This window comes from Catellatospora sp. IY07-71 (genome assembly GCF_018326265.1).
GTDB lineage: Bacteria > Actinomycetota > Actinomycetes > Mycobacteriales > Micromonosporaceae > Catellatospora.
This window is the reverse complement of record NZ_AP023360.1, coordinates 6,331,567-6,348,487: the sequence shown is the minus strand read 5'-3', so window position 1 is coordinate 6,348,487 and position 16,921 is coordinate 6,331,567. Positions and strand designations below refer to the sequence as shown.

At 71.4% G+C, this 16,921-nt stretch carries 15 protein-coding genes and 1 pseudogene; 8 read left to right on the top strand and 8 right to left on the bottom strand.

All coding sequences use genetic code 11. The features are described 5' to 3' along the window. Window positions 1–87 precede the first annotated feature (87 nt). From CS0771_RS28290 to CS0771_RS28275, 4 genes are all read left to right on the top strand, one after another. Window positions 88–807 (top strand): rhomboid family intramembrane serine protease, encoded by a 720-nt coding sequence (locus tag CS0771_RS28290; protein WP_212843840.1) that lies wholly within the window; start codon window positions 88–90, stop codon window positions 805–807. A 132-nt stretch (window positions 808–939) separates the two neighbouring features. Next, entirely contained in the window at window positions 940–2,733 is a 1,794-nt protein-coding gene (locus CS0771_RS28285; RefSeq protein WP_212843839.1) for a bifunctional UDP-sugar hydrolase/5'-nucleotidase, read from the top strand. 147 nt (window positions 2,734–2,880) lie between these two features. Further along, complete coding sequence (locus CS0771_RS28280; RefSeq protein ID WP_212843838.1) at window positions 2,881–3,240, top strand: hypothetical protein; 360 nt, start codon at window positions 2,881–2,883, stop codon at window positions 3,238–3,240. A gap of 272 nt (window positions 3,241–3,512) precedes the next feature. Beyond that, window positions 3,513–4,511 (top strand): LLM class flavin-dependent oxidoreductase, encoded by a 999-nt coding sequence (locus CS0771_RS28275; RefSeq protein ID WP_371821495.1) that lies wholly within the window; start codon window positions 3,513–3,515, stop codon window positions 4,509–4,511. A gap of 15 nt (window positions 4,512–4,526) precedes the next feature. Here the strand turns inward: CS0771_RS28275 and CS0771_RS28270 are convergent, their stop codons facing one another. The 3 genes and pseudogenes from CS0771_RS28270 to CS0771_RS39765 form a co-directional block, all read right to left on the bottom strand. Next, complete coding sequence (locus CS0771_RS28270; protein ID WP_212843836.1) at window positions 4,527–5,138, bottom strand: hypothetical protein; 612 nt, start codon at window positions 5,136–5,138, stop codon at window positions 4,527–4,529. A 261-nt stretch (window positions 5,139–5,399) separates the two neighbouring features. Further along, window positions 5,400–5,828, bottom strand: a complete 429-nt coding sequence (locus tag CS0771_RS28265) for an RNA-guided endonuclease TnpB family protein (protein WP_371821596.1) — start codon at window positions 5,826–5,828, stop codon at window positions 5,400–5,402. A 42-nt stretch (window positions 5,829–5,870) separates the two neighbouring features. Beyond that, window positions 5,871–5,966, bottom strand: a pseudogene (locus CS0771_RS39765) (helix-turn-helix domain-containing protein); the annotation flags it as partial. Between the two features lie 192 nt (window positions 5,967–6,158). Between CS0771_RS39765 and CS0771_RS28255 the strand changes: the two are divergent. Further along, on the top strand, window positions 6,159–7,592 hold the full coding sequence (locus tag CS0771_RS28255) for a family 43 glycosylhydrolase (protein WP_212843834.1): 1,434 nt from the start codon (window positions 6,159–6,161) through the stop codon (window positions 7,590–7,592). A 73-nt stretch (window positions 7,593–7,665) separates the two neighbouring features. On the opposite strand, the gene CS0771_RS28250 is transcribed toward CS0771_RS28255, so the two are convergent. From CS0771_RS28250 to CS0771_RS28235, 4 genes are all read right to left on the bottom strand, one after another. Then, on the bottom strand, window positions 7,666–8,103 hold the full coding sequence (locus tag CS0771_RS28250) for a hypothetical protein (RefSeq protein ID WP_212843833.1): 438 nt from the start codon (window positions 8,101–8,103) through the stop codon (window positions 7,666–7,668). A 106-nt stretch (window positions 8,104–8,209) separates the two neighbouring features. Continuing rightward, the gene (locus CS0771_RS28245; RefSeq protein WP_212843832.1) at window positions 8,210–10,189 is read right to left on the bottom strand and encodes a translation factor GTPase family protein; all 1,980 of its coding nucleotides are present in this window, start codon (window positions 10,187–10,189) and stop codon (window positions 8,210–8,212) included. A gap of 166 nt (window positions 10,190–10,355) precedes the next feature. After that, on the bottom strand, window positions 10,356–12,491 hold the full coding sequence (locus CS0771_RS28240; RefSeq protein WP_212843831.1) for a cellulase family glycosylhydrolase: 2,136 nt from the start codon (window positions 12,489–12,491) through the stop codon (window positions 10,356–10,358). A 206-nt stretch (window positions 12,492–12,697) separates the two neighbouring features. Then, window positions 12,698–12,919, bottom strand: a complete 222-nt coding sequence (locus tag CS0771_RS28235) for a hypothetical protein (RefSeq protein WP_212843830.1) — start codon at window positions 12,917–12,919, stop codon at window positions 12,698–12,700. A gap of 377 nt (window positions 12,920–13,296) precedes the next feature. Between CS0771_RS28235 and CS0771_RS28230 the strand changes: the two genes are divergently transcribed. The 3 genes from CS0771_RS28230 to CS0771_RS28220 all read left to right on the top strand — a co-directional run bounded on the left by CS0771_RS28230 (window position 13,297) and on the right by CS0771_RS28220 (window position 16,521). Continuing rightward, the gene (locus CS0771_RS28230; RefSeq protein WP_212843829.1) at window positions 13,297–13,629 is read left to right on the top strand and encodes an STAS domain-containing protein; all 333 of its coding nucleotides are present in this window, start codon (window positions 13,297–13,299) and stop codon (window positions 13,627–13,629) included. Between the two features lie 104 nt (window positions 13,630–13,733). Then, window positions 13,734–14,996: an EAL domain-containing protein gene (locus CS0771_RS28225; protein WP_212843828.1), complete on the top strand. Its 1,263-nt coding sequence runs from the start codon at window positions 13,734–13,736 to the stop codon at window positions 14,994–14,996. Between the two features lie 184 nt (window positions 14,997–15,180). Continuing rightward, complete coding sequence (locus CS0771_RS28220) at window positions 15,181–16,521, top strand: YibE/F family protein (RefSeq protein ID WP_244871083.1); 1,341 nt, start codon at window positions 15,181–15,183, stop codon at window positions 16,519–16,521. Window positions 16,522–16,637: 116 nt separating this feature from the next. Here the strand turns inward: CS0771_RS28220 and CS0771_RS28215 are convergent, their stop codons facing one another. After that, the gene (locus CS0771_RS28215) at window positions 16,638–16,904 is read right to left on the bottom strand and encodes a DUF3040 domain-containing protein (protein ID WP_212843827.1); all 267 of its coding nucleotides are present in this window, start codon (window positions 16,902–16,904) and stop codon (window positions 16,638–16,640) included. Window positions 16,905–16,921 lie beyond the last annotated feature (17 nt).

Below are 16,921 nucleotides of genomic sequence, written 5' to 3'. Positions count from 1 at the left end.
ACGGGAGTGAGATCAGCTGACCTGATCAGGATACCGGCCGGGCTCCGCGGCAGCCGGGGGATGCGCGGATGCGGCACCATGGGCGCCGTGACCGTCACCCCCGTCGATCCGTCACGCCGGGCGCCGGCGCGCTTGGTGCGGGCGTATCCGCTCACGCTGGGCGTCGCCCTGCTCGGCACGCTGGTGTTCGCGGCGCAGCTGGCCCAACCCGCGGTGCTCGGCGCGCTGCAGCGCTCCCCGGACATCGTGCACGGCGGGCAGTGGTGGCGGCTGTTCGGCGCCCTGCTGGTACAGCCGTCCGGCTGGGGGCAGTTCGCGTACAACACCCTCGGGCTGCTGCTGGTCGGGGCCGCGGTGGAGCGGGCGTACGGCCGCCTCCGCTGGCTGGTGGTCTTCCTGGCGTCCGGCCTGGCGGGCAGCGCGTTCATGCTGGTGCTGGAGCCTGCCGGCAGCGGCGGCGGCTCCTCGGACGCCGTCGCGGGCCTGATCGGCGCCCTGGTCGTGCTGGCCTGGCGCACCGGCCGCCCACCGCCGCTCCCGGCCCTGCTCTACGCCGTGCACTTCGCCGTCTACCTGAGCGTGCTCGCCGCATGGGGTGTGCTCGCCGCGACGGCGGCGGGCACTCTCGCGCTCGCCGCGGCAGCGGCAGCGCACCGGGCCAGCCCGCGCCGCCCGCTCACCGTCGGGCTCGCCGGGCTGGTGCTCACCGCCGCCGTGGTGATGGCGGCGACCGGCGACGCCCACGGGGCGGGCCTGCTGACCGGCTTGGTGCTCACGGTGCTGCCCCTGATGCGCCCGCCTGCCTGAGACCGCCTCCCGTAGCGCGGCACAGTCGCCTACCTCCCTTTACGCCTGATCGGGTGGCATCGAGTTCCGCCGTACGGCTAGGGTGCCGGACGGCGCCGCACCCCAGGCGCCCCGCCTCGAAAGGTACGAGTGATGACCACCCCCACCGGCATGCCGTCCCGCCGGCAGCTGCTCACCGGTGCCGCCGCGGCCGTCGTCGCGGCTCCGCTGGCCGCCGCACCGGCGCACGCGAGCGCGAAGGACCGGCCCACGACCTGGGACCTGACCGTCCTCGGCACGTCCGACACCCACGGCAACGTCTTCAACTGGGACTACTACCGCGACAAGGAGTACGACGACAGCGCGCACAACGACGTCGGCGTCGCGAAGGTGGCCACCATCGTCAACCAGATCCGCGCGGAGCGCCGCGGCAAGGCGACCCTCGTGCTCGACGCGGGCGACACCATCCAGGGCACCCCGCTGGCGACGTTCTACGCCAAGCAGGAGCCGATCACCGAGACGGGCGAGCGGCACCCGATGGCCCGCGCGATGAACGTCATCGACTACGACGCCATCACGCTGGGCAACCACGAGTTCAACTACGGCCTGCCGCTGCTGGACCTGTGGATCCGGCAGCTCGGCTTCCCGGCGCTGGCCGCCAACGCGGTCAAGGTGCGCAACGGCAAGCCCGCGTTCGAGCCGTACGTGATCAAGAAGGTGTCGCTGGGCGATGGCGCGCCGTCGCTGCGGGTCGGCATCCTGGGCCTGACCAACCCGGGCGTCGCGATCTGGGACAAGGCCAACGTCGAGGGCGTGCTGCGGTTCGAGGACATGATCGCCACCGCCGCGAAGTACGTCCCGATCATGCGCGAGCGGGGCGCGGACATCGTGCTGATCTCGGCGCACGGCGGCGACAGCGGCGTGTCCAGCTACGGCACCGAGCTGCCGAACGAGAACCCGACCGCGCTGATCGCGCAGCAGGTGCCCGGGATCGACGCGATCCTGTTCGGGCACGCGCACGCCGAGATCGTGGAGAAGTTCGTCACCAACGAGGCGACCGGCGAGCAGGTGCTGACCTCGGAGCCGTCGAAGTGGGGACAGCGGGTGACCCGCATGGACTTCACGCTGACCCGCGAGCGCGGCCGCTGGAAGGTGCTGAGCAAGCACGCGACCATGCTGAACACCAACACGGTGGTGGAGGACCCGAAGGTCGTCGCCGCGGTGAAGGCCCAGCACGACAAGACCGTGGCCTACATCAACCAGGTGGTCGCAACCTCGGTGGTCGAGCTGTCCGCGGCGCAGTCGCGCTACGTCGACACGCCGATCCTCGACTTCATCAACAAGGTGCAGGCGGACACCGTGGCCGCCGCGATGGCCGGCACCGAGTACGCGGACCTGCCGGTGCTGTCCATCTCGGCTCCGTTCAGCCGCACCGCGCTGTTCCCGGCCGGCGACGTGAAGATCAAGGACGTCGCGGGGCTGTACATCTACGACAACACCCTCGAGGCGGTCGTGCTGACCGGCGCCGAGGTGCGGGCGTACCTGGAGTACTCGGCGAAGTACTTCCGCACGCACGCGGTGGGGGCCGTGGTCGACCCGGCGACGATCAGCGAGCCGACCGTGCCGGACTACAACTACGACACGTTCTCCGGCATCGACTACGACATCGACATCAGCAAGCCGGTGGGCCAGCGCATCACCGCGCTGTTCCACGCGGGCACGACCACCCCGGTCGCGGATGCCGACCGTTTCGTCGTCGCGGTGAACAACTACCGGCGCAGCGGCGGCGGCGGCTTCCCGGGCATCGTCAAGACGCAGGTCTACAACGCGCAGCAGGAGATCCGCCAGCTGCTCATCGACTGGGCCCAGGCCAAGGGCGTCATCGACCCGGCCGACTTCTTCCAGCCGAACTGGCGCCTGGTGCGCGAGGGCGTCCCGGTCTTCTAATGCCGTGCCGCGAGGCTCCCGTCACGCTGTTCCGGCAGCGCGGCGGGAGCCTCGCGCCGTGCGCGGCGGCGGCGTGAACCGGCTCGTCCGTCAGAGTCGGCCATGCGATGGTTCACCCGAAAGCCGGCGTCGCGCTTTCCGAGCGACATGATCCGGCGGCTGGAGCTGCTGGGCCGGTTCAGCCTCGACTCGCAGAGCGCCGGTATCGACAGCGGTGACGTGTGGTCGACCTGCGTCGCGCCGTTCATGCAGGAGCTGAGCGCCGAGCCCACCGCCTTCCTAACCGACCTGCGCGCGCTGATCCGCGACGACCAGGGCGGCTGGGCGACCCTGGGCGCCGCCCACCTCGTCTGGGAGGTGCGCGGCGGCGACGCCGTGCACCTGCCCGCCGCGCTGCCGTTCCTCGACGGCGGCATCGACTTCAAGCTCTCCCGCGGCCTGCCCACCGCGAGCCTCACCGGCTACGAGATGCAGCGGCTGGTGCAGCGGCGCGCGGCGGGCGGCTGACCATGGGCCTCCTGGACCACGCGAAGACCTGGACGTTCACCCTCGGCCTGGCCCCGGACGAGGCATCCGCGTGTTCACACAGCGCCTCGCGGGCCGCAACGGCGCCTTCCTGTGCAGCGAGTGGAGTGTCACCGTGTCCGGTGGCGGCGTGGCGGAGCAGGCGATCGCCACCTGACACCGGTCTGGAACCGGTCCAAGCCTGAGCGGGTGTGATCCGCGCGGCACCCGGGAAGGCTTCGGGCGGCCGCGCGGTTGGCAAGATCGTGACTGCCGTGCCGCTCTCCGTGCTCGATCTCGCCCCCGTCGTCTCCGGCGGCACCAACGGCGAGGCCCTGTCCCATACGACGCAGCTCGCGCAGCGGACCGAGCAGCTCGGCTACCGGCGGTTCTGGGTCGCCGAGCACCACAACATGCCCGGCATCGCCAGCTCCGCCCCGGCGGTGCTGCTGGCGCACCTGGCCGCGCACACTTCCACGATCCGGCTCGGCTCCGGCGGCGTGATGCTGCCCAACCACGCGCCGCTGGTCGTCGCGGAGCAGTTCGGCACCTTGGTCGCGCTGCACCCGGACCGCATCGACCTCGGCCTGGGCCGCGCGCCGGGCACCGACCAGGTCACCGCGCTGGCGCTGCGCCGCAGCATGGACGCGCTGTCGGCCGACGACTTCCCGCAGGAGCTGGGCCGCCTCATCGACTACTTCGGGTCCGGCACAGGCACGCCCCGGGTCACCGCCGTGCCCGGCCGCGGCGACGCTCCGGCGATCTGGCTGCTCGGCTCCAGCGACTTCAGCGCCCGGCTCGCCGGACGGCTCGGCCTGCCGTTCTCGTTCGCGCACCACTTCAGCTCCGCCAACACCGACCTGGCGCTGGCGATCTACCGCGACGCGTTCCAGCCGTCGCGCTGGCTGGAGCAGCCGTACGCCATGGTCGCGGCGAGCGCGATCTGCGCGCCGACCGACGCGGAGGCCGAGTGGCTGGCCGGGCCGTCCGGGCTGTCGTTCCTGCGCCTGCGCCAGGGACGGCCGGGCCGGATGCCCACTCCGGAGGAGGCGGCCGAGCACCCGTACACGCCGCTGGAGCGTGAGTTCGTGCTGGCCCGGCGCGACGGGCAGGCGCTCGGCTCGCCGGAGACGGTCCGGCGCCAGCTGACCGCGCTGCTGGACCGCACCCACGCCGACGAGCTCATGCTGACCACGATGGTGTACGACATCGACGCCCGCGTCCGCTCCTTCGAGCTGATCGCCGAGCAGGTCGCCCCGCACCTGTCCCGCTGACCGGCGGGTGCCGCCTCAGCCGACGACCAGCACGTCCAGGTGCGGGTAGTCGGCCGCGTAGCGGCGCACGTCCGCGGCGGTCGGCCGCCTGCCGGCCGCCGGCGACGGCCAGAAGCGCACCGTGGTCCCGGTCGTGCCGTCGTCGTCGACCGGGACGAGGTCGGTGACCGGGACGCCGTGCTCGTAGCGCTGGGTCCACGCGCTGCCGCGCCGGCGGTTGGTGTGGACGAGCCATTCGCTGAGCGCGGCGACCACGGACATGCCCCGCCTGGGCGCGCCGTCGGGCAGCGCCAGGGCCGGAGGGTCGTCGAAGAAGCGCAGGTCCCGCGTGGCCATCACCGGCTTGCGGACCGGCCGGCCGTGCTCGTCGAGGCGGGTGTCGGTGCCGCGGCCGTCGTCGGCGACCGAGATCGAGCCGTCGCTGTGCAGGGTGACCGTGCAGACGCCGTGCCGCCCGGCGTAGGCCGCCTCGTCCTCGGCGTACGCCATGATCTCCAGCAGCAGGTGGAGGGCGCCGCCGGGGGAGTAGCGGGCGGGGTCGCGGCGGATGTCGGCGAGGTGGTCGTGGTCCACCGTCGCCGCCCAGTCGTGCGTGGTGTTCGTCCACTCCAAGCGGGGACTGTCCATCCGGTGATGGTCCCACGTCGTCAAGACAGCCCTGAACGGCGGTGGTGGCTCACCTTCGACTGTGACCGCTCACGCAAATGTCTCAGGGATCCTCATCGGATATCACGTCGGCTGGACGGCTGGCGATTGTTAACGTTCACATAGTCTGACAGACTGTCGGGGCACATAGACGAACGTATGCCTTCCACTGGAAGTCGCAGCCCGGCCGGCAAGGCCGGACGGCACCGGATCGGAAGAGGAAGCGTTGACATCCTCCCCGCCCTAAAGGACGGGGATTCCCTTGGTCGCCCTCGGGTGTTCCTGTTTCGCCGACGACCGCCCCGTCCGAGAGGTTCCTCGTTGAGGTCTTACATCGTCTCCGCAGGCTGTCACCGCCAGTCCGGCGGCCAGGATGTTGCGGGCCGCGTTGACATCCCGGTCGTGGACGCTGCCGCACCGGCAGACCCACTCCCGTACATCGAGCGGCATCTTCTGTGCGAGTGCGCCGCAGGCCGAGCAGAGTCTGGTCGAGGGGAACCAGCGGTCCACGACGATCAGGTCCCGGCCGTGCCAGGCGGCCTTGTACTCCAGCATGGTGCGAAACTGCCGCCAGGCCGCGTCGCTGATCGCGCGAGCCAGCCGATGGTTCTTGACCATGTTGCGCACGGCCAGGTCCTCGATCAGGTCCTCGGTCTTCCACCCGGTGAGCAGGGCCGAGGTCGCGTTGTAGCCGATACGCTCCTGCCGCTGGGTCCACGCCTCGGACCGGGCCTGCAGGGCCAGGTTGTAGACCAGCCGGACGCACCCGAACGTCCGCGACAGCTGCTCGCCTGCACGTCGCTGGGGTAGAAGCGGAACTTGAACGCCCGTTTCACCGTCCTGCCCACGGCGTGAATCCTAACAGGACGGCCGCCGACATTCGAACTGACGTACTGGTGGACGCCGGTCGCCTTGGCGGCGCATCGGCTTTGCCTGCCCTGCTCCGCAGGAGTCCCGTTTCCCCTCCGGCCTGAAGGCCGCAGCATCCATGGAAGGAATCTGATGACGCGTCCCCGCGCCGCGGCCCTGCTCGCCGCCGCGATCACCCTGCTCCAGCTGGCCGCCGTGCCGCTGGCGAGTCCCGCCCAGGCCTCGCCGCCGACCCCGTTCACCAACCCGGTCGCGGCGCAGCGCGCCGACCCGCACATCTTCAAGCACACCGACGGCTACTACTACTTCACCGCGACCGTCCCGGCGTACGACCGCATCGTGCTGCGCCGCGCGACCACCCTGCAGGGGCTGTCGAGCGCGGCCGAGCAGACGATCTGGACCAAGCACGCCAGCGGTGAGATGGGCGCCCACATCTGGGCCCCGGAGATCCACTACGTGAACGGCAAGTGGTACGTCTACTTCGCCGCCGGCTGGTCGAACGACATCTGGCGCATCCGCATGTACGTGCTGGAGAACTCCTCGGCCAACCCGCTGACCGGCAGCTGGGTCGAGCGGGGCCGCATCGTCACGCCCAACGACACCTTCGCCCTGGACGCCACCACCTTCGAGCACCGCGGCGTGCGCTACCTGGCCTGGGCGCAGTCCGAGCCCGGCATCGCCACCAACTCCAACCTGTACCTCGCCGCCATGTCGAACCCGTGGACGATCAGCGGCACTCCGGTCCGGCTCAGCGTGCCGACGCTGGCCTGGGAGACCCGCGGCTACAAGGTCAACGAGGGCCCGGCGATCATCAAGCGCAACGGCCGGATCTTCATGTCGTACTCGGCCAGCGCCACCGACGCGAACTACTGCCTCGGCCTGCTGACCGCCTCCGACACGGCCAACCTGCTGTCGGCGTCGTCGTGGACCAAAACGGCCAACCCGGTCTTCGCCAGCTTCGCCGCGACCAGCCAGTACGGCCCCGGCCACAACTCGTTCACCACGTCCGAGGACGGGCAGAGCGACATCCTGGTCTACCACGACCGCAACTACCAGAACATCAGCGGCGACCCGCTCAACGACCCCAACCGGCGCACCCGGCTGCAGAAGCTCTACTGGAACGCCGACGGCACGCCCAACTTCGGCATCCCGGTCGCCGACGGGGCCACGCCGGTGCGGCTGCGCTCGCACAACCAGACCACCAGCTACATCCGGCACTGGGAGTACCGGGCGAAGCTGGAGCCGAACGTCACCAACCTCGCCGACTCGCAGTTCCGGATCGTGCCCGGCCTGACCGGCAGCGGCACGGTCTCCCTGGAGTCGGCCAACTTCCCCGGCTACTACCTGCGCCACAAGAACTTCGAGCTGTGGGTCGAGCGCAGCGACGGCAGCACCCTGTTCCGCAACGATGCGACCTTCTACCAGCGTGCCGGGCTGGCCGGGTCCGGCGTCTCGCTGGAGTCGGTGAACTTCGCCGGCCGGTACGTGCGCCACAGCGGCGGTCTGCTTTACGTGCAGGCGGTGACCAGTTCGGCGTACGGTGACGCGACCTTCCAGCTCGAATGAGCACGCCTGTCCGCGGACCCGCCGACGCTGTGCGGCGGGTCCGCGGATCCGGCAGAGGCGGCGCTGGGGTCGCTCAGAGCGACTGAAGGCAGAACACCACGCTCACGCCCGGTTCCGGTGGCGCGGTGGAGAAGTGGTAGTCGGTGTAGCCGGGCGCCTTCTCCTGGCAGGCGGCCTCGGCGGCGGTGTCGGCGTCCGAGGGGTGGTCGGCCGGCTGCTCGATCCGCGCCATGATGCGCATGGTTCCAGGACCGCATTCGTCGATCTTGATCAGCGGTGTCTCCGCGTCGCCGAGGTTGCGTACGCACTGGTCGACCTCGAGCCGCGCGTCGTCGTTGGCGACGGTGACCGTCGGGACCGGGTCGGCACCGCGGTCGGGCCGCGATTCCAGCCACTGCAGGACGGTGGCCACGGAGGCGAAGGTGGCCGCGACGGCGGCCACGATGCCGACCCACCGCGCGAGGGCCGACGCACCATTTCGTCCAGCCGGTTCCTGCTCAGCGCCTGTCACGGGCGCACGGTATCAAGGCAGCGTGCCGGATGCCGCCGTAGCGACGAGAAGCCGACATGGGCCGCGCCGGGCTTCGCCCCCTTGGTGGAAACCGTGCGCCCCGCGGTCAGACCCGGCGGGTGACGTGCAGCAGGTACTCCTTGCGGTCCAGCGGGTTCGCGCCGGTGCGCGGCCGCACCGGCGCCTGCCCGCGCACCTGCCGGTAGTGGTCGAACGCGCCGTCCACGGTGCCCTCCCCGCGGGTCAGGGAGGGCAGCAGCCGCTGCAGCTCGTGCACCCGCGTCGCGGGCAGGTGCACCTCCAGCTCCGCGGTGCCGCCGCGCACCGTGGTCGCCTGCGGCACCCCACCGAGCTGCGCCAGCACCGGGGCGACCGCGCCCACCGCGTCGGCGGGCAGCTCCACGGTCACCCGGTGGACCGGCTCGTGCACGCTCGTGCCGGCCTCGCGCAGCGCCGCCATCAGCACCAGCGGGGTGAGGTTGCGGAAGTCGCCCGCCGAGCTGGACCACTTGCTCCATCCGTACGGCGGGGGCGGCGTGTACGACGACCGGGTCAGCGTCACCACGCAGTCGGTGACCTGCCAGCCGCGCAGCCCCTGTCGCAGCGTCCGGTGCACGCTCTCCTCGACCGCCTTGATGAACGCCATGGGCAGCGAGCCCAGCTCGATGCCGAGCCGGAAGCGCACGCCCGTGCCCGGCGCCGCAGGCGTCACCCGTAGTCCGACTCCGGCCCGGAACGGGTTCTCCCCGCCCATCTCCTCGGCCGCCGCACCGCTGCCCACCGGCCGCTCGATGTAGATCGTCGTCGTCTCCTGGAACGACACGGCGATGCCGTACTCCTCGGCCAGGGTCGTCTGGATGACCTCCTTCTGCACCTCGCCGTAGAGCGACACGGAGATCTCAGGGCTGCCCGGGTCGCCGGTCTGCCGCAGCCCGATCAGCGGATCCTGCTCGGCGAGCTGGGCCAGCGCCGCGTGCAGCGCACCCCGGTCGGCGGCGCGGCCCGGCACGACCACGGTCTCCAGCGTCGGCGGCGCGAACTGAGGTGCCCCGGCCGGCCGTCGTGGGGCCGCCCCGACGTTGTCGCCGATGCGTACCTCGGCCAGGCCGGTCACCCGCGCGATCTCGCCCGCGCCGACGGCCGCGCGCGGCTCGGCCCCGCCGTGGTCGAACACGCTGATCGCGGTCACCTTGCCGGAGCGGCCCTCGCCGAACGGCAGCCGGTCGCGCACGCTGACCGTGCCGTCGAACATCCGCACGTAGGCGACCTTCTCCCCGGCCGTGCCGCGCTCGACCTTGAACACCGCACCGGACGGCGGCGCGGCCGGGTCGCCCGCCGCCGCGGGCAGCAGCCGGGTGACGGCGCCCATCAGGTCGGCCACCCCGGCGCCGGTGACAGCCGAGCCGAAGTAGACCGGATGCACCAGCGCCCGCCGCGACTGCAGGGTCAGCGACCGCCGCAGCCGCCGCCAAGGCACCGCCGCGTGGCCCTCGACGTATGCCGCGAGCAGCGCGTCGTCGTGCTCGGCCAGCAGCTCGACGAGCCGGTCGGCGAAGCCGGGGTGCTCCGGCGAAAACGGTGTGAACGACGCCGCCGCGCCGCCGAGCCCGTCGACCGAGCCCATGGCGGCGATCGCCGGGGTGAGCCGCGCGGCGATGCCGTCGAGCAGCTCACCGTAGCGGGCCCCGGCACGGTCGATCTTGTTGACGAACAGCAGCGTCGGGATGCGCAGCCGTCGCAGCACCCGCATCAGCACGCGGGTCTGCGCCTGCACGCCCTCGACGGCGGAGACGACCAGCACCGCGCCGTCAAGCACGCCCAGCACCCGCTCGACCTCGGCGATGAAGTCGGGGTGGCCGGGGGTGTCGATCAGGTTGATCCGGGTGCCGTCCACCACGAACGACACCACGGCCGACTTGATGGTGATCCCGCGGCGGCGCTCGAGTTCGAGCGTGTCGGTCTGGGTGTTGCCGTCGTCGACACGGCCGATCTCGTCGATGACCCCGGCGGCGTGCAGCAGCCGCTCGGTCAGGCTGGTCTTACCGGCGTCGACGTGCGCCAGGATGCCGAGGTTGAGTGTCCTCAAGAAGTGTCATGTCCTCTGCGAGAGCGAATGGGAGCCTGCGGGCGGACATGACAGCTCGCATCGGACTCTCCTCGCTCCAGGGACAGGACGTGTTCGCAGTACAACAAGCGCGGCGGGCGAGCGCAACCGGTTTATCCCGGTGTGCGCCCGCCCGCCGCGGGGGCGGTCAGCTGACCGAACCGGTCACCGTGCTGCCGGACTTGGTGACGTGGTACGTCACCGTGGCGCCGCTCCAGAAGTGCAGGGTGAGCGTCACCTTGGCCCCGGCGTTGATGTCGTTGAACAGCTCGGGCTTGAGCGTGATGCTGTTCGCGGCGTAGTTCGGCGCGAACGTGTAGTCGAACTCCTTGAACGAGGTCCAGTTCTGCGGCCCGGCGTTGCTGCCGTCGGCGTACTTGGCCTCCATGGTGGCCAGCACGTCCCCGCGGAACTGGGTCGGGATCGCGAAGCTGCTCGTGGTGCCGGTGGCGTTCGACACCTGCGGCGTGTCGTAGGTGAGGAAGTTGATCCGCCACGGCACGCCCTGCGAGAACACCACGTTGACCGACGCGTTGACGCCGTACGCCCGGCTGCCCGACAGCCGGGTGATCGCCGCGGCGGTGAACGTCAGGGTGCTGCCGGAGATGGTGTAGTCGCTGCCCTGGGCCAGGTTGGTGCTGCCCTGCCGCACCGCGGTGACCGTCGCGCCGTTGAGGTTCAGCGTCACCGACTTGGCCGTGATCGAGCTCGCCTTGGCGCTGAAGATCTGGTCGGCGGAGGCGGTGCCGGAGCGCACCGTCCAGCTCGACTTGATCTGGTTGAACAGCTCCTGGTCGCTCCACACGAACGAGGTACGGCCGAAGTGCTGCCCGTTGTCCCAGAGCATGGTGGTCAGCCGCTTCGTCCGGGCGTAGTAGCCCAGGTACTCGAAGAACTTCAGCTTCTCGCCCTGCTCGATGGTGCCGACGTGCCGGTCGAAGCCGAGCAGGCCGTACTCCCCGATGATCACCGGGATGTTGCGGGCGACGAAGGCGTTGTAGACCCGGTCGAACTGGTCGGTCAGGTCCTGCTGCGTCGTGGCGTCGAACTTCGTGTAACCCGCGATGTTCACGCTGAACGGCCAGAAGCCGTAGAAGTGCACGGTGGCGATCAGGTTCGGGTCGTTGAGCGCGGTGAACGTGGCCGTCAGCTCGTCGATGCGAGCCTGGTCGGCCGAGGTGTGCAGGGTCGGCAGCACCAGCAGCCGGGTGCTGTTGTTGCCGCCCGACGCGCGCACGATCCGGTGGAACGAGGTGTTCAGCTCGTTGAGCAGCTGCGCGTTCTGCGCGTCGCCGGAGGAGCCGGTGAACTGCGGCTCGTTGACGCTCTCCAGGGTCAGCTTGGGCGAGGAGTTGCGGAACGTGCTCGCCAGCTGCGTCCAGATCGCGTTGTACCGGTTGAGCACGTTGGTGCGGTCAGCGGGCATGTTCGCGATCCACTGCCACGAGTCGTGGTGGATGTTGAGCATGACGTACAGGTCGGCGGCCAGCGCCCAGTCGACGACCTCCTTGACCCGGGCCAGGTACGCCGCCTCGATGGTGTAGCTCGGCGCGCCGCCCTGGTGCTGGCCCCAGGTGACCGGGATGCGGATGCTCTTGAAGCCCTGCGCCTTGATGCTGGTGATCAGCGACTGGGTGATCCGCGGGTTGCCCCACGAGGTCTCGTCGGCGCCGGTGGCGTCCAGCGAGTTGCCGAGGTTCCAGCCCGGCTGCATCGCGGCGACGGTGGCCATCGCGTTGCCCGCCGGCGGAGGGCTGGTCGAGGGGCTTACCGAGGGGCTGCTCGACGGGCGCGGGCTGGCCGAGGCGCTCGGCGAGGCGCTGGCACTGGCCGACGCGCTCGGGCCGACGGCGCCGGTGCAGGTCACTCCGTTGAGCGCGAACGAGGTGGGCGCGGTGTTGGTGCCCGACCACGACCCGTTGAAGCCGAACGACACGGTGCCGTTGGTGGGGATCGCGGCGTTGTACGACATGTTGGCGGCGGTCACCGTGGCGGCGGGCTGGGTGAAGCTCGCGCTCCACATGCTGGTGACCTTCTGGCCGTTGGTGTACGTCCAGACCAGGTTCCAGCCGTTGACCGGGTCGCCCAGGTTGGTGATCTCCACATTGGCGGTGAAGCCGCCGGGCCACTGGCTGGGCGCGGAGTAGTTCACCCGGCAGCCCGCCGCGGCGTAGGCGTTGGTGGCCGCGACGAGCGCGCCGCCGGCCACGACCGTGGCGACGCTGCCGAGCACGAGCGCGGCCTTCCACCGGGCAGAGCGCAGCCTGTGCTGCAGACTTGTCATGAGAGTCCTCGCTGATGAGGGGCTGCGCGGCGCGACTGACTGCCCGGTCGCCGAGGCACTGCGCAGTGATTGACACTGTCACATGAGACTAAGTTGTGTATCCAAACTATTCAACCGTTCGGGCGGGATCCTCTCGTGCCTTCGGTGCCGGAGGCTCCCTTCGTGCTGGTGGGACAGCGTGACGGGAGGCTCCGGCACCACGAGTGTCACGAGTAGACGATGATCCGCCGGTCGGCGTCTGCGGTGTCGCCGTCGTCCGTGCTGTCGCCGGCGGCGAAGCCCCTGATCGGTGGGGGCTTCGGCCCCTCCGTCTCCTGGTGCTCGGCCATCACCAGAGCGGGCGCCGACGCTGCCACGGCGACGGGTGCGGACAGTGCGGCGGTCAGCGCGACGCCGGTCAGCGCGCGCCGCAGGATCGAGGACTGCATGGCTCTCCTTGTTCCGAAGGTGTGCTGAGAGCGTGCGCGTCGCGGCTGCACATCCGCGTGCATTCGGCGTGCAGCGCCGAACCCGCGCGAGTGACGTGCAACGCCCGGCACCCCGAAACGACCTTCCTGAGTCGTGCCCGACTCCGCGGCCGTCATCGAGGTGACCCTGCTCGACGCCGCCGGCCGGGAGATCGGCGGCCGTGACCTCGCCCGCCCCCGGGAGGGCAAGGGCTGAGCGCCTGGGGGTGCCGGAAGGATGCGGGCCGTTCGGATCAACCCGCTGGCTGTGTCGCCGGAACATCGGCCCTGTTCGGCCACGACGTTCGCGACTGCTGATGGACAGGGTCCGGACGGTGACGATGCCAGACTGAGGTGTGATGGCGTCGCACGCGGAGTCCGTGGTGTCGGTGGCCGCCGGCGACGGCGGCGCGCTGATCCACGTCGCGGGGGAGCTGCACCTCGGCAACGCCGAGCAGGTGCGCGCCGACCTGCGGGCCGCCATCGACTCCAGTGCCGACCGGCCGCTGTGCCTGGATCTGGCCCGGGTCACCTTCATCGACGCCCGGGGTCTGGCCGTGCTGCTCGACGTCGCCGCCCACGCGCGCACCCGGCAGGCGTCGCTGTGCCTGCGCAACGTGCCGGACCCGGTACGGCGGATCATCGAGGTCACCGGCACCGGCACCGCGCTCGGCGTGCCGGGCCACGACTGACCGGCATACCTCGCAAAACGGCCTTGTCGCCGCCGTATCGCCTCTACGCTGTGCAGTGACGATCAACTGCCGCGCAGGAGCGGACCGGTCCGGGGGGTTATCGCGTGGGCCGTGCACCCGACGCCGAGTTCGACGCGCTCATGTCGCGCGGCTCGCTCTATCCGGTGTTCCAGCCGATCGTGTCGCTGGACAGCGGCGGCACCGTCGGCTACGAGGCGCTGATCCGCGGCCCGAGCGGCAGCGCGTTCGCCACCCCGGACGAGCTGTTCCGGGAGGGCGCCCGCGCCGGGCGGCTGGCCGAGCTGGACTGGATCTGCCGCGCCGCCTCCTGCCGCGCCGCGCTGATGGCGGGCCTGCCCAACACGGTGCCGCTGTTCCTCAACGCCGAGCCGGCCACGTTCCGCACCCCGCCGCCGGCGCAGCTGATGGATACCTTCCAGGCCGCCTCCGACCAGCTCCAGGTCGTGGTGGAGATCACCGAGCGGAAGCTGGGCAGCGACCCCGGCGGCCTGCTGGCGGCGGTGCTGCGGCTGCGCGAGGCCGGTATGCGCATCGCGCTGGACGACGTCGGCGCGACCACCACCAGCCTGGCGATGATGCCACTGATCAGCCCGGACGTGATCAAGATCGACCGTGGCGTGGTGCAGGGGCCGATCACGCCGACGGCGTCGGCCGTCGTCAACGCTGTGCTGGCCGAGGCCGAGCGCACCGGCGCCGCCGTGCTCGCCGAGGGCATCGAGACGCCGCGGCACCTGACGATCGCCCGCTCGATGGGGGCCACCCTCGGGCAGGGCTGGCTGTTCGGCCGCCCCGAGCCGCTGCCGCACGACATCGCGGCGGCCGAGTTCGCGCTGCCCCGGGTGCCCGCACCGGAGCTGCCGGAGGGCACGCCGTACGAGATCGCGTCCCGGCACCAGCAGGCGGCCCGCACCACCAAGGAGGTGCTGCGCTGGCTGAGCCGGCACCTGGAGAACAAGTGCCTGGACCTGACCGAGCCCGCGGTGCTGCTGGCGGCGTTCCAGCAGGCGCGCCACTTCGACGACGCGGCCCGCACCCGCTACACCGAGCTGGCCGGCCGCGGCGTGCTGACGGCCGTGTACGCCGCGGGCCTCACCGCCGAGCCGGTGGTCGGCATCCGGGGCGGACCGCTGGAGTCCGGCGACCCGATGACCCGTGAGTGGATCGTGGTCGTGCTGGGCGCGCACTTCGCGGCCGGCCTGTTCGCCTACGACCAGGGCCGCGACGATGACGACGAGGACAGCCGCGCCTTCGACTATGTGCTCACCTACGACCGCCGCCTGGTGACCGCGGCGGCCCAGCCGCTGCTGCAGCGATTGCTGCCGACGGAGCCCGAGACCTTCTGGTGAGCGCCGGGCCGGCCCGGCGGCCCGTTGACGCGTGCGTTTCATCCGGTATGAGGTGGTTCGTGAGGCGCGTCCGGTCAGCCGTGCTCCCGGGTCCCCGGCGCGTGGTTAACTGGGCGGACGCCGCCGTCGGCGACGCGCGTCCCCTTCGCGCGGTCGCCCCTGGACCACCGCCGAGGAGTACCGGGTGAACCCTGCCCACGACCTGGACAGCGCCGAGGACCACCACGCCGGCCACGGGCACTCGCACGGCGGCCCCGCGGCCCCGGCGTCCCGGCGGGCCACCCGGCTCACCCTCATGGCGCTGATCCCGGCCGCGCTGCTGACGCTGGCCGGGCTGGTGCTGCTATGGCCGGGGCCGATCAAGGCGGAGCCGTGGACCGGCCCGGCGCACGCCGACGGGGTCGTGCAGACCGTGCGCATCGTCGACTGCGCAGACACGGGCGAGGAGCCCGTGCAGATCCCCGGCCAGCAGGAACCGCCCCGCTGCGGCGAGGTGACCGTCAAGCTCACCACCGGCGCCGAGGCGGGCAAGATCGTCAGTACCACCGTCCCGTCCGGTCCCGGCGCGCCCGACGTCGCCTCCGGCGACAACGTGATCGTGATGCAGACCGAGGACTTCGAGGACGGCAGCCTGCGCTACGACATCACCGACCACGACCGGGCCGACGGGCTGTGGATGCTGGTGCTCGCGTTCGTCGGGGCGGTGGTGGCGTTCGGGCGCTGGCGCGGGGTGACCGCGCTGGCCGGGCTCGCGTTCACGTTCGCCGTGCTGCTGCTGTTCGTCGTGCCGGCGATCCTGGAGGGCAGCTCGCCGCTGCTGGTCGCGATCGTCGGCTCGGCGGCGATCATGCTGGTGGTGCTCTACCTGACCCACGGGATCAACGCGCCGACCTCCATGGCCGTGCTGGGCACGCTCACCGCGCTGGCGCTGACCGGCCTGCTGTCGGCGCTGTCCGTGTCGCTGCTGCACCTGACCGGCATGGCCAGCGAGGAGTCGGTGTACGTCACGTTCGTCAACGCCGACATCAACATGCCCGGCCTGCTGCTGGCGGGCATCCTCATCGGCGCGCTCGGCGTGCTCGACGACGTCACCATCACCCAGGCGTACACGGTCACCGAGCTCGCCCACGCCAACCCGCGGCTCGGCTTCCTCGGGCTGTACCGGGCCGCGTCCCGGGTCGGCCGGGCGCACATCACCTCGGTGATCAACACCATCGTGCTGGCGTACGCGGGCGCGTCGCTGCCCACCCTGCTGCTGCTCACCGCGGGCGGCGCGCCGCTGGCGGAGATGCTGACCACGGAGTTCCTGGCGCAGGAGATCGTGCGCTCGATCGTGGGCACCATCGGCCTGATCGCCGCCGTGCCGATCACCACAGCGCTGGCCGCGCTGGTCAACCACGGGGGAGAGGGCTCGCCGCTGTCGCGCCGCCGTCGGCGCCGCCGTCCCGACACGCTGGAGCAGGCGTGGGGCCTGCCCGCCGAGGAGGCGCCGTCGGCGCACCAGCCGTCGGCGCTGCCCCGCTGACCTGCTCGCGAAGAGCACCGCGTGCCATGGCGTCAGCAGCGACGATCTCGGGCCGCTCCCGGACGGTCCCGGACGTCGGTGCTTGTCCGTCCGGGACCGGGCGAAAGCTCAAGCCACTAGCGCCTGACGGTGATGCTCGTGTTCGTCTCCCTGAACAGGCCGGCCGGCGCGTGCGCGATCCCGCCCACCGCCAGGACCGTCAGCGCGAGTGCCGCCCCGGCGGCGGCCAGGGCCGAGCCGAGCCGCGCCAGATGGCGCCTGCGGTACTCCACCGGCGCGAGCGCGACCCCGTTGCTCAGACCTGCCACGAAGGCCGGATCGCCGGCGCGGGTGTACTCGGCCAGACCATCCAGGAGCTCCTGTTCCTCCGGACGCAGCGACATCTGCCCCACCTCCTGTA